The following is a 12,574-nucleotide window of genomic DNA, read 5'->3' on the forward strand; positions in this document are numbered from 1 at the left end:
CTGCCGAACTCCGGCAGCTGGCTGACGACTGGCCTCGAAGGACGACCCACCGATGTTGCACAAAACCAGCCTGCTCGCCGGGCTCACCGCCCTGGTCCTGCTTCCGCTCGCCCTCACAGGATGCTCGACGAACGGGAGCACCGCGACCGGATCGGACGCGGCATCCGCCGGGAAGACGACCATCGCGGTGGTCACCCACGGAAACCCGGGCGACGCGTTCTGGGACGTGGTCAAGAGTGGCGCAGAGCAGGCAGGCACCGACCTCGGCGCGACCGTGACGTACCAGGGCGACGGTGACCCCGTGCGTCAGAGCCAGCTGATCGATTCGGCCGTCGCGACGCATCCGGACGGACTAATCGTCTCGATGGCGAACCCCGACGGGGTCAAGGCGTCCGTCGAGAAGGCCGTGGCGGCCGGCATCCCGGTGATCACGATCAACTCGGGACTCGAGGAGTCCCTCGCCTTCGGCGCCCAGACCCACGTCGGCCAGAGCGAGTACGCCGCCGGACAGTCCGCGGGGGAGCGCCTCGCCAAGGCGGGAGCCACGAAGGTGATCTGCGTCATCCACGAGGCAGGCAACACGGGCCTCGAGGACCGCTGCCGGGGAGCCGCCGCCGGGCTCGGCAGCCCGGTCACGAACGTGCAGGTCGACATCGCCAACCTCGCGGACGCCCAGAACACGATCAAGAGCACGCTCCTGGCCGACCCGACGATCGACGGTGTGCTCAGCCTGAACCCGGGCATCGCCGTCGCCGCGAGCCAGGCCATCACCGACGCAGGCAGCCACGCGCAGCTCGCGACCTTCGACGTGTCCAAAGACGTGACGACGCTCATCGAGGCCGGCTCGATCCTGTTCGCGGTCGACCAGCAGCCATACTCCCAGGGCTACCTTCCGGTGGTGTTCCTCACCCTGCAGAAGCGCAACGGCGACGTCGTCGGCGGCGGCCAGCCGGTGTTCTCCGGCCCCGGGTTCGTCACGAAGGAGAACGCGGCGCAGGTCGCCACCTACGCGGCACACGGAACCCGATGACCGGGCTGCTCCGCCGCCCCGAGGTCGGGGCGTTCGTCGCCGCGTTCGGGATCTTCCTGTATTTCTCGATCTCGACATCCGCTTTTCTGACGCCGGCCGGCGTCGCAACCTGGCTGTATTCGTCGTCGCTGTTCGGGATCATGGCCGTCGCCGTGGCGCTCCTGATGATCGGCGGAGAGTTCGACCTCTCCGCGGGCGCGATGACGGGAACGACCGGCCTGATCGTCGGCATCGCGACGACGCAGTGGGGCCTGAACGTGTGGCTCGCCCTCGTGCTCGCGCTCGCCGCGGCCCTCCTCGTCGGGGCATTCAACGCGTGGCTCGTCACCTCGACCGGCCTGCCGAGTTTCATCGTGACCCTCGCAACCTTCTTCATCCTGCAGGGCCTGAACCTCGCCGTCACCAAACTGCTCACCGGGACCGTCGCGATCCAGGGCCTCGGAGCCGTCACCGGCTTCGACCAGGCCCGGGTGCTCTTCGGCTCCTCGTTCCCGCTGTTCGGCATGGACGTCAAGATCTCGATCGTCTGGTGGATCCTGCTGACCGCGCTCGCGACCTGGGTGCTGCTGCGCACCCGCTTCGGCAACTGGGTCTTCGCGGTCGGCGGCCAGGCCGCAAGCGCCCGCCAGGTCGGCGTGCCCGTGCGCCGGGTGAAGTTCGGGCTCTTCCTCACGACCGCAGGCGCCGCCTGGCTCGTCGGAATGCTCCAGCTCTTCGACGTATCGACCGTGCAGGCGACGACGGGCATCGGCCAGGAATTCGTCTACATCATCTGCGCCGTCGTCGGCGGCTGCCTGCTCACCGGCGGGTTCGGCTCCGCGATCGGCGCGTCCCTCGGCGCCCTCATCTACGGCATGGCGCTCCAGGGCATCGTCTTCGCCCAGTGGGACAGCAACTGGCTCAAGGCCTTCCTCGGCGGCATGCTGCTGCTCGCAGTACTCGTCAACCTCTGGGTGCGCCGCCAGGCCGGTGAGCGCTCATGACCGCGGCGGAGCCCCTGGGCGCGGCGGAGCCCCTGGGCGCGGCGGAGCCCCTGGGCACGGCGGAGCCCCTGGGCACGGCGGCGGATGCCCGGACGCCTCTTCTCGAGGTCCGCGGTCTCGGCAAGAGCTACGGTTCGGTGCGTGCGCTGAGCGGGGTGACGGCCTCGATCGGAGCCGGCGAGGTGCTCTGCGTGCTCGGCGACAACGGCGCGGGCAAGTCCACACTGATCAAGGTCCTCGCCGGGGCACACGGGCACACCGAAGGCACCCTCCTCGCCCACGGCGTCGAACAACACTTCGGGAGCCCCCGTGACGCGCTCTCCCTCGGCATCGCGACGGTCTACCAGGACCTGGCCCTCGTGCCGCTGCTCCCGGTCTGGCGCAACTTCTTCCTCGGAGCGGAGGAGACGGTCGGCCGCGGGCCGTTCCGCCGCCTCGCCGTCGCCAGGATGCGGGCGACCACCCGGGACAGCCTTGCGACCCTGGGCATCACCCTCCGCGACGTCGACCAGCCGATCGGCACCCTCTCCGGCGGGGAACGCCAGGCCGTCGCGATCGCCCGCGCCGTGCACTTCGGCGCGAAACTCGTCATCCTCGACGAACCGACGTCCGCGCTCGGCGTCACCCAGGCCGGCCTCGTGCTGCGGTACATCGCGCGGGCCAGGGACAGCGGCCTCGGCATCGTGTTCATCACGCACAACCCGCACCATGCCTGGGCCGTCGGGGATCGGTTCCTCGTGCTCAACCGCGGCACGAGCCTCGGCGAGTTCGCGCGCGACGGGATCACGGTCGACGAGCTCACGAGGCTGATGGCCGGCGGCGAGGAGCTCGACGCGCTCGGTCCTGTGCTCGGCCGACCGGCATCCGCTGGGGACGCCCGCTGACCGAGGTGCGGGCCGACACCCCGGCCTCACACGCCTGTTCTACACTGGGGAATCGTCGTGCGGTGTGCAGCACCGCGTCCCGATCCGAGGAGCGAGCGTGACCGAGACCCCCGTTCCGCAGGGCGCAACCCAGGCCGCAGCGCAGTCCGCCGCCCAGGACGTGCTCGAGGCCGGATCGCGCACGGCGGAGGCGCGCACCCTCATCGACATCCTCTTCGCCACCGAAGCCAGGCACCCCAACGCCCTCGCGCTCGAAGACCAGTCCGGCACCGTCAGCTACCGCCAGCTCCGGCACCTCGTCGACGAGCAGGCCCTCGCCCTCAGCCAGGCCGGCGTGCGCCGCGGGGACACCGTCGGCATCCGCATCCCCTCCGGAACCCGCGAACTCTACGTGTCCATCCTCGCGACCCTGCGGGTCGGCGCCGCCTATGTCCCGGTCGACGCCGACGACCCAGAGGAACGCGCTCACCTGGTCTTCAGCGAGGCCCGCGTCGTCGGCGTGATCGGCCGCGGCGGCGTCTTCGAGTTCCGGCCGGCGGTGGACGACGTCATGCTCAGGCAGCGGATGCTGCCGCCAGAGGAGGACCTGACCCTCGCGCACACCCACCGCACCCTGCCCCGCGGCAGCGACGACGCCTGGGTGATCTTCACCTCCGGTTCGACGGGGGTGCCGAAGGGCGTCGCCGTCTCGCACCGCTCCGCGGCCGCGTTCGTCGACGCCGAGGCCGGACTGTTCCTCCGGGCCGACCCGATCGGCCCCGCCGACCGGGTGCTTGCGGGCCTTTCGGTCGCTTTCGACGCCTCCTGCGAGGAGATGTGGCTGGCCTGGCGGAACGGCGCCTGCCTCGTCTCCGCTCCCCGTTCGCTGGTGCGCAGCGGCGTCGACCTCGGCCCGTGGCTGATCGCGCACGGGATCACCATCGTGTCGACGGTGCCGACCCTCGCCGCCCTCTGGCCGGAGGAAGCCCTCGAACGGGTGCGCCTGCTCATTTTCGGCGGAGAAGCCTGCCCGCCCGAACTCGCCGACCGGTTGCAGGCCAGGGGCCGTGAGGTCTGGAACACCTACGGGCCGACCGAGGCGACCGTCGTCGCGTGCGCCGCGCTGCTCGACGGCAGCGCGCCGATCCGGATCGGCCTGCCCCTCGACGGCTGGGACCTCGCCGTCGTCGATTCCGCGGGCGCCCGCGTCGCCGAGGGCGAGACCGGGGAACTCATCATCGGGGAGTGGGCCTCGCCCGCTACCTCGACCCGGCCAAGGACGCCGAGAAGTACGCCCCGCACGCCGGCCTCGGCTGGCCGCGCGCCTACCGGAGCGGCGACCTCGTGCGCTTCGAGGCGGCCGGCCTCGTCTTCGCCGGCCGCGCCGACGACCAGGTCAAGCTCGGCGGACGTCGCATCGAGCTCGGCGAGATCGAGGCAGCGCTGCGCACGCTGCCGGGCGTCGCCGGTGCCGCCGCTGTCGTGCAGCGCACCCCCGCCGGGAACCAGGTGCTCGTGGGCTACCTCGCACTCGTCGACGGGGCATCCGCCTTCGACCGCGGCCAGGCGACCGTGCGCCTGAGGGAGGAATTACCCGCCGCTCTCGTGCCGTTGCTCGCCGTCGTCGACGAGCTGCCCACGCGGGTCTCCGGCAAGGTCGACAAGGCTGCAATTGCCCTGGCCGCTCCCGGCGACGGGCGACGACACGGATGCCGGCCTGCTGTCTCCGACGGCGGCCTGGCTCGCCGAGAAGTGGGCTGCCATCCTCGGGTCCACCGTCGAGGGTCCGGACGCCGACTTCTTCGCACACGGCGGTGGCTCGCTCACGGCCGCCCAGTTCGTCTCCGCGCTCCGCGAACGCTACCCGGACACCCGGGTCAACGACATCTACGACCACCCCCGCATCGGCGCTCTCGCCGACGAACTCGACTCCCGCACCCCCGCCGCGGTGGCCGCGGCGCGCACCGTGCTTCCGGTCCCGTTCCGCAGCCAGCTCCTGCAGACCCTGCTCGGCATCCCGCTGCACGCGCTCGTCGGCGCCCGCTGGCTCGTCTACCTCGCGGCGGCGAACAACCTGCTCGCCGCGGGCGGCGCCACGTTCGCGCCGACCCTGTCCTGGTGGTGGATCCTCACCGGATTCCTCGTCTTCGTCACCCCGCCCGGCAAGATGGCGCTCTCCGTGCTCGCGTCCCGGCTCCTCCTCCGCGGGGTGAAGCCGGGCGCCTACCCGCGGGCGGGGTCCGTGCACCTGCGGCTCTGGCTCGCCGAGCAGGTGTCCCTGCTCGTCGACGCCGTGAGCCTCGCCGGAGCGCCCTGGATCAGTTACTACGCCAGGGCCCTCGGCGCCCGCATCGAACCGGGCGTCGACCTGCACGCGCTCCCGCCCGTGACGGGGATGCTGTCCATCGGCGAGCGCGCCGCGATCGAACCAGAGAGCGACCTGTCCGGCTACTGGATCGACGGCGACGTGCTGCGCATCGGACGGGTGAAGATCGGCGCCGGCGCCACGATCGGCGCGCGCAGCACCCTCCTCGGCGGAGCGGTGATCGGCGAGGGCGCCGTGATCGAACCCGGCGCCGCCGTGTCCGGACACGTGCCGGAAGGCGAACGCTGGGCCGGCTCGCCCGCCACCCGGGTCGGGGCCGCCCGCGGAGCCTGGCCGGCCGAACACCCGCCACGCGGCCGGCGCTGGCTTGCGGCATACGCCCTCGGCGCGCTCGGCATGACCGCGATGCCCGCGGTCGCGGTGATTCTCGCCGCCCTCCTCGTCGGCGCCGCGATCGGCGACGCCGGCACCCTGGGCCTCGCGCTCGGCCGGGCCGCGCTGATGATGCCGCTCGCCGTGGTGGTCGCCGGGCTCGTGTACGCGCTGCTCGTCGTGCTCGCCGTACGGGTGCTCGGCGTCGGGCTCCGCGAGGGCTACTACCCGGTGCGCAGCCGGTTCGGCTGGCAGGTCTGGATGACCGAGCGCATCCTCGACGGCGCGCGCACTCTGCTCTTCCCCGTCTACGCGAGCCTGCTCACCCCGGTGTGGCTGCGCCTGCTCGGCGCGAAGGTCGGCGCGGGCGTCGAGGCGTCGACCGTGCTGCTCATCCCCGCGCTCACCACGATCGCGCCCGCAGCGTTCCTCGCCGACGACACGATGGTCGCCTGTTACGAACTCGGCGGCGGCTGGATGCACATCGGGCCCGCGAAGGTCGGCCGCCGTGCCTTCCTCGGCAACAGCGGCATGGCCGGCGCCGGCCGCACGGTGCCGCGCAACGGACTCGTCGCCGTGCTCTCGTCCACGCCGCGCAAGGCCAAGCGCGGGTCCTCGTGGCTCGGCAACCCGCCAGAGCGGCTGCGGCGGCTCGTGACGGATGTCGACGAGGCGCGCACGTTCCAGCCGTCCGCCCGTCTCCGCACGGCCCGTGCCTTCTGGGAGGTGCTGCGGATCGTGCCGGTTGTCGTGACCGGGCTGATCGCCCTCGGCGTGCTCGCCGCGCTCGACGCCCTCTGGCTCGGCCTCGGTCTCGGCTGGGCGATCCTGCTCGGCGGGATCGTGCTCCTCGCGGCCGGTGCCGTCGCCGCGGTCGTGACGAGCCTCGCCAAGTGGGCGCTCGTCGGGAGGATCTCCGTGAGCGAGCATCCGCTCTGGTCATCGTTCATCTGGCGCAACGAGGTCTCGGACACCTTCGTCGAGATGGTCGCCCGGCCGTGGTTCGCGGCGAAGGCCGCAGGGACCCCCGCCCTGTCGATGTTCCTGCGCACGATCGGGGCCCGGGTGGGCCGCGGCGTCTGGTGCGAGACATACTGGCTGCCGGAAGCGGACCTCGTGGCCCTCGGCGACGGGGTCACCGTGAACCGGGGCTGCGTCGTGCAGACTCACCTGTTCCACGACCGGATCATGCAGCTCGACCAGGTCGCGCTCGCCGAGGGTGCCACCCTCGGACCGCACAGCGTGATCCTGCCCGCCGCATCGGTGGATGCCGGAGCGACGGTCGGCCCCGCGTCTCTCGTGATGCGCGGCGAGCGGGTTCCTGCCGGGTCGGTCTGGTCAGGGAACCCGATCTCGCCGTGGCGCAGACTGCCGTGGACACCGTGAGCCCGCAGACCGGCGGGAAGAACGGCGCCGAAAAGGGCTCCGCAGGCAAGGGCTCCGCCGGCTCGCCCGGCAAGGTCGCCCTCAACCTCCCGACGACGATCGGCGCCGGCACGGCCGGCGATCCCTATCTGATCGGCGCGGGCAACGGCGGCTACCGGGCGCTGCACTACGACCTCGACCTGGACTACCGGGTCGCGACCAACCAGTTGCGCGCGACCGCGACGATCACCCTCGTGGCGACGATGCGCCTGGACCGGTTCAGCCTCGACTTCGACGGGCTGAGCGTCGACCGGGTCACGGTCAACGGCGCCCGGCCGCGCAAGTTCGTGCACACCGGACGCAAGCTCGTGGTGACCCCGCTGACGACGATGGAAGCCGGGGAACGGTTCGAGATCGCCGTGCGGTATCGCGGGGCGCCGCATCCGCTGCGGAGCATCTGGGGAGAGGTCGGCTGGGAGGAACTGCTCGACGGCGTGCTCGTCGCGGGCCAGCCGTGCGGGGCCGCGTCCTGGTTCCCCTGCAACGACCACCCGAGCAACAAGGCGACGTACCGGATCGCGGTGAGCTGCGAGGCGCCGTACACCGTGGTCTCGAACGGCACGCTCACCGCGAAGTCGACCCGTTCCGGCCACACCAGGTGGACCTTCGAGGTCGTCGAACCGATGGCGACCTACCTCGCCTCCGTGATGATCGGCCGGTACCGTTCGAGTGTGCTGCCGCCGGTTGCGGCGGGCGGCCCGGCCCCGGTGCCGATCATGCTGCACTTCCCGTCGAACCTCGCGCACAACGTCGGCGTCGACTTCGGCAGGCTCGGCGAGATGGTCTCGGTGTTCAGCACGACCTTCGGCCCCTACCCGTTCCCGGGGTACTCGGTCGTCGTGACGGATGACGTGCTCGAGATCCCGCTCGAGGCGCACGGCCTCGCCGTGTTCGGCCGCAACCACGTCGACGGCAACCATGGCAGCGACCGCCTGATCGCCCACGAGCTCGCGCACCAGTGGTTCGGCAACAGCCTCACCGCCGCCGCGTGGCGCGACATCTGGCTGCAGGAGGGTTTCGCCTGCTACGCGGAATGGATCTGGGGCGAACACGCCGGCGGACGCACCGCGGAGCAGAGCGCGGTGTTCCACCGCGGCAGGCTCGAGGCGCAACCGCAGGACCTCCTCATCGGCGATCCCGGCCCGCACAACATGTTCGACGACCGGGTCTACAAGCGCGGTGCGCTCGCCCTGCACGCCGTGCGGCGCTCCCTCGGCGACGCGGTGTTCTTCGACACCCTGCGCGCCTGGGCCCGCGCGAACCGGCACGGCCTCGTCTCGACGGATGCCTTTGTCGAGTTCGTCTCCATCCACACCGGGAGCGAGGAAATCCGCCGCATCATCGACCGCTGGATCTACCGGACCGCCCTCCCCAAGCTCTGACGTCGGGGGCGGCGAGCAGTCGGAGGGCCGGCTGAGACGCGGGGCCGGTTCCGGGACGGGCGAGCACGGCGACCCGGCCGACGAGCCCGAGACCGGCGCCGGGGTCGAAGCTCGCGAGGAGGATGCCGGCCAGGGCGACGCCGGCGCCGGGCCAGGAGGCGAGCGCCGGGCCGAACCCGGCCGTTGGGGCGGGGGCGAGGGTGAGGTCGCGCGGATCGACGCGGAGGCCGTCTCCGGTCGACTTCAGGATCGCCTCCTTCGCACACCAGATCCCGGCGAGGTCTGCGGCGTTCGCCGCCCGCTCGCGAGGAGACAGGGCGACGTCGGCGAGGGGGAGCGGGCGACGGCGTCCACGCTTTCGACGTCGACGCCGACGGGCCCGGCGAAGCTCACCGCGACGGCGACGTGGCCGGACGCCCGGCTGAGGCTCAGGTGAACGGTCGGGTGCGGCGCAGACCCGGATGTCACGGCCGCGAGGGAGGGCACCCCGTGCTCGGCGCTCCCGCAGTGCGGGCAGCGGCGACAGACCCGCACGCTCGCGGGATCGAGGCCGAGCGCCCACGCGGCGGCCGCCGCCAGCACGGCTCGGTCGGCGGCATCCGTTGGTGAACGCGGCGCGACCATGACGATCACCTCGCCGATGGATTCCATGCACCAAGTGTGGCCGAACCCACGGCCGGTGGCACACTGGTAGCTGCACTCGAGGAGCACGACATGACACTGATTGACAACGCGGTCTACGTGGACGGTCGACGCCTCGCGACGCCCGCCTCCCTCGATGAGACCTATGCGACTCTGACCGAATGCGGCGGCTTCGCCTGGATCGGGATGTACCGGCCAGAAGAGGCTGAGCTGCGCTCCATCGCCGCGGAGTTCAACCTGCACCACCTGTCGGTCGAGGACGCGCTCAAGGGACACCAGCGTTCCAAGCTCGAACGGTTCGACGACATCCTCTTCGTGGTGCTCCGCCCGGCCCGGTACATCGACGCCGAGGAGCGGGTCGAATTCGGCGAACTGCACGTCTTCGTCGGGCCCGATTTCGTCGTGACCATCCGCCACGCCGAATCCCCGGACCTCGCGAAGGTGCGCGCACGGATGGAGTCGACGCCGAGGCTCCTGGCCCTCGGCCCTGAGGCGGTGCTCTACGCGATCTTCGACCAGCTCGTCGACGAATACGCGCCCGTGATCGCCGGCCTCGAGAACGACATCGACGAGATCGAGGACGAGATCTTCGACGGCGACCCCGAGGTCGCCCGGCGCATCTACGACCTGTCCCGCGAGGTGATCGAGTTCCAGCGGGCGACCCAGCCGCTGATCGGCATGCTCGAGGCCCTCAAGCGCGGCTTCGCGAAGTACAACGTCGAGGTCGAGCTGCACCACCACCTCGACGACGTGCTCGACCACGTGCTGCGGATCAACGAGCGCGGCTCGGCTTTCCGGCAGATCCTCGACAACGCGCTGATCGTGCACTCGACCCTCGTCACCCAGCGCCAGAACGACGAGACCCGGCGCCTCTCGGAGACGGGCCTGGCCCAGAGTGAAGAGGTCAAGAAGATCTCGAGCTGGGCGGCGATCCTGTTCGCCCCGACCCTCGTCGGAACCGTGTACGGGATGAACTTCGAGAACATGCCGGAGCTGCACTGGGAGTACGGCTACCCCTATGCCCTCGGGCTGATGGTCGCGGGCGGCTTCGTGCTCTGGCGCGTCTTCAAGAAGAACAACTGGCTGTAGCTGCTTCGGGCGCCCGCCGCGCAGATCAGAACCGATCGCCTGAGGCCCGAAGCGAAGGGTCAGGCCGGGACGCTCGCCGTCAGCAACCCGCCGAGGAACCGGGCGATCGCCCGGGCAGCCGGCAGCGGGGCGCTGGCCTCGACGGCGGGGTTGTAGTTCGTGTTCGTGTTGACGTCGTAGGTGACCCGGCGGCCGTCGGCGGTCTCGATGAACTCGATGCCGGCGATCTCGATGCCGTGGTCGGCGAGGAAGGCCTCGTACCGGGCGATCAGTGGGTCGCTGTCGAAGCCCTCGCGCAGGGCGAACGGCTCGACCGGTGCCGCGTCGTTTCCCGGGTCGATGACACACGCGTCTGCCGGACACAGTTCGAAACTACCCGCCGAGATGTCGACCCGGACCGCGTAGACGTAACGCCCGCCGACGAACTCGACCCGGGTGATGAAGGGCCGTTCCGCGGGCAGGTATTCCTGGAGCAGAGTGATGCCGTCGGCCGGCTCCTCGAAGAGCGGCGAGGCCAGGTAGGCGTCGAACTCCTCGAACGAGTCGAAGCGCCGCACGCCGAGTCCTTTGCCGCCCTGGTTGTGCTTCGTGATGAACGGCGTCGCGAATTCGCGGGAGCGCTCACGCAGGTCGTCACGACCGAACACGGCAACGGTCTTCGGAACGTCAAAGCCCGCCGCGCGCAGGGCGCGGTGTTGCTGCACCTTGCTCACCTCGAAGTTGATCGTGTCCCCGCCGTTGACGACGCGGCGTCCGGAGTCTTCGAGCCAGCGGAGATAGGCCCGGGTGTAGTCCTTCGAGTGCACGTTTCCGCGGCTGTGCGCCGAGGCGCTCATCCGCGACCAGTACACGCCCGGTGCGGGTTCGGCGTCGAGATCGATGGAGCCACGGGTCAGCAGGACCTCCTCCGCAGCGACGCCTTCTGCGGCGAAGGCCGCGGTGAACGGCGGCAGCCAGTCGGGGTTCTCGTGGAGGATGTACACGCGCGGCAGCTCAGTCATCACTCCAGCGTACGAACACGGCAGAGGCCGCGCGACCAGGGTCGTCTCCGTGGCAGGTTGTGACGGTGCGTGACCGGCGAGCACCGCGCTCGGGGACCCGGACAACCACCGTGCCGAGCACGAGCCAGCCGACTCGGACATCCAGTTGTTCGTCTCGCTGCTGTCGGGATCGCACGGTCCTGCAGGCGGTGAAAACCGGCACGACGGCGGAGACGCCCCAGGCGCGGGCCTCGTCGATCGCGGCACGGACGAGGGCCTCACCGGTCCCGGCGCCCTGCACCTCAGGGGCCCTAGCCCTCGTTCGCGGTGCCGGTCACGCCTGGGCGGCGCGCCAGGCGTCGACGTCCGCGCCGAGCGCGGCCTTCTCCGCCGGATCGAGGAACGAGGCTTCGATCCCGTTCCGGGCGAGGAGGGCGAGCCGGTCAGGCCCGAGTCCGAACTCGGCGTCGAGCGCCGCGAGGTTGTCGTCGATGTACCCGCCGAAGTACGCGGGGTCGTCCGAGTTGACCGTCGCGAGCAGGCCGAGGTCGAGCATCCGCACGATGGGGTGGTCGGCGAGCGTGTCGATCGCACGCAGCCGCACGTTCGAGAACGGGCAGACCGTGAGCGGCACCCGCTCGCGCACGAGCCGTTCGACGAGCGCGGGATCCTCGAGGCTGCGGATGCCGTGGTCGATCCGCTCCACCCCGAGCCGGTCGAGCGCGCTCCAGACGTACTCGGGCGGGCCCTCCTCGCCGGCGTGCGCGACCCGGCGCAGCCCGTTCGCCGCGGCGAGCGCGAAGACCTCCTCGAACAGTTCCGGAGGGTAGCCGACCTCCGCGGAGTCGAGTCCGACACCGTCGATCGTGTAGCCGCTCGCGAGAATCTCGCGGAGGATCTGCAGGGCCTCGTTCGCGGGCCGGTCGCGCAGGAACGTCACGATCAGTTTCGTCGAGATGCCGAAGTCCGGGACCGAGGTGCCGAGGGCATCCGCCACCCCGCCGAGCGCGGTCAGCAACGGGATGCCGCGGCTCGTGTGCGCCTGCGGGTCGAAGAAGATCTCGGCGTGCCGCACTCCCGCGTCAGCGGCCCGGCGGAGGTAGGCCCGGGTCAGGTCCGTGAAGTCGGCGGCTTGGCGCAGGACGTCGAGGTTGTGGTAGTACAGATTGAGGAAGGATTGCAGATCGGTGAACTCGTATTGCGCCCGCAACTCCGCCAGGGTCGCGAAAGGCAGGACGACGGCATTGCGTTCGGCCAGCTCGAAGATGAGCTCCGGTTCGAGAGTGCCCTCGATGTGCAGGTGGAGTTCGACCAGGGGGAGTTTCATTTCCCCATTCTCGCAAGCCCGGTCGGCTCCGATTCACCAGTGGTGTCCTCCTTCAGCGCACCGGCGGAAGCGCCCGCCAGCGCACGGTCCAGCACGACGGTCGGCAAACACGACAAATCCGCGGGTTTTCCCGCGAATCCCCGCGAAACCCGGGG

At 70.9% G+C, this 12,574-nt stretch carries 10 protein-coding genes and 1 pseudogene; 6 read left to right on the top strand and 5 right to left on the bottom strand.

The window, feature by feature from the left end:
• Positions 1-52: 52 nt before the first annotated feature.
• The 5 genes and pseudogenes from RGU41_RS01005 (at position 53) to RGU41_RS01025 (ending at position 8,381) form a co-directional block, all read left to right on the top strand.
• Positions 53-1,030: a sugar ABC transporter substrate-binding protein gene (locus tag RGU41_RS01005; RefSeq protein ID WP_134449317.1), complete on the top strand. Its 978-nt coding sequence runs from the start codon at positions 53-55 to the stop codon at positions 1,028-1,030.
• Positions 1,027-2,013, top strand: coding sequence for an ABC transporter permease (locus tag RGU41_RS01010; RefSeq protein WP_134449318.1), 987 nt, complete (start codon positions 1,027-1,029; stop codon positions 2,011-2,013). The genes RGU41_RS01005 and RGU41_RS01010 overlap by 4 nt, the downstream gene beginning before the upstream one ends.
• A complete protein-coding gene (locus RGU41_RS01015; protein WP_322135253.1) occupies positions 2,010-2,897 on the top strand; it encodes an ATP-binding cassette domain-containing protein in 888 nt (295 codons plus the stop codon). The genes RGU41_RS01010 and RGU41_RS01015 overlap by 4 nt, the downstream gene beginning before the upstream one ends.
• Positions 2,898-3,057: 160 nt before the next feature.
• Positions 3,058-6,960 (top strand): annotated as a pseudogene (locus tag RGU41_RS01020) (Pls/PosA family non-ribosomal peptide synthetase).
• Complete coding sequence (locus tag RGU41_RS01025; RefSeq protein WP_322135254.1) at positions 6,933-8,381, top strand: M1 family metallopeptidase; 1,449 nt, start codon at positions 6,933-6,935, stop codon at positions 8,379-8,381. The pseudogene RGU41_RS01020 and the gene RGU41_RS01025 overlap by 28 nt, the downstream one beginning before the upstream one ends.
• Here the strand turns inward: RGU41_RS01025 and RGU41_RS20650 are convergent.
• On the bottom strand, positions 8,338-8,697 hold the full coding sequence (locus RGU41_RS20650; RefSeq protein WP_416173174.1) for a 4'-phosphopantetheinyl transferase superfamily protein: 360 nt from the start codon (positions 8,695-8,697) through the stop codon (positions 8,338-8,340). The genes RGU41_RS01025 and RGU41_RS20650 overlap by 44 nt on opposite strands.
• Positions 8,625-9,032, bottom strand: coding sequence for a hypothetical protein (locus RGU41_RS01030; RefSeq protein WP_322135255.1), 408 nt, complete (start codon positions 9,030-9,032; stop codon positions 8,625-8,627). Before RGU41_RS01030 ends, RGU41_RS20650 begins: the two co-directional genes overlap by 73 nt.
• A gap of 63 nt (positions 9,033-9,095) precedes the next feature.
• On the opposite strand from RGU41_RS01030, the gene RGU41_RS01035 reads away from it, so the two are divergent.
• Positions 9,096-10,112 (top strand): magnesium and cobalt transport protein CorA, encoded by a 1,017-nt coding sequence (locus RGU41_RS01035; RefSeq protein ID WP_134558253.1) that lies wholly within the window; start codon positions 9,096-9,098, stop codon positions 10,110-10,112.
• A gap of 59 nt (positions 10,113-10,171) precedes the next feature.
• On the opposite strand, the gene RGU41_RS01040 is transcribed toward RGU41_RS01035, so the two are convergent.
• Genes RGU41_RS01040 through RGU41_RS01050 form a run of 3 tightly spaced genes read right to left on the bottom strand, consistent with a single transcriptional unit; the run spans position 10,172 to position 12,419 of the window.
• Complete coding sequence (locus RGU41_RS01040) at positions 10,172-11,113, bottom strand: alpha-L-glutamate ligase (RefSeq protein WP_322135256.1); 942 nt, start codon at positions 11,111-11,113, stop codon at positions 10,172-10,174.
• Positions 11,106-11,393, bottom strand: coding sequence for a hypothetical protein (locus RGU41_RS01045; protein ID WP_322135257.1), 288 nt, complete (start codon positions 11,391-11,393; stop codon positions 11,106-11,108). The genes RGU41_RS01040 and RGU41_RS01045 overlap by 8 nt, the downstream gene beginning before the upstream one ends.
• Positions 11,394-11,426: 33 nt before the next feature.
• Complete coding sequence (locus tag RGU41_RS01050; protein WP_322135258.1) at positions 11,427-12,419, bottom strand: adenosine deaminase; 993 nt, start codon at positions 12,417-12,419, stop codon at positions 11,427-11,429.
• Positions 12,420-12,574: the final 155 nt, after the last annotated feature.

Origin of the sequence: Cryobacterium sp. 10C3 (genome assembly GCF_034314285.1) — a bacterium.
GTDB classification, from domain to species: Bacteria; Actinomycetota; Actinomycetes; order Actinomycetales; family Microbacteriaceae; genus Cryobacterium; species Cryobacterium glucosi.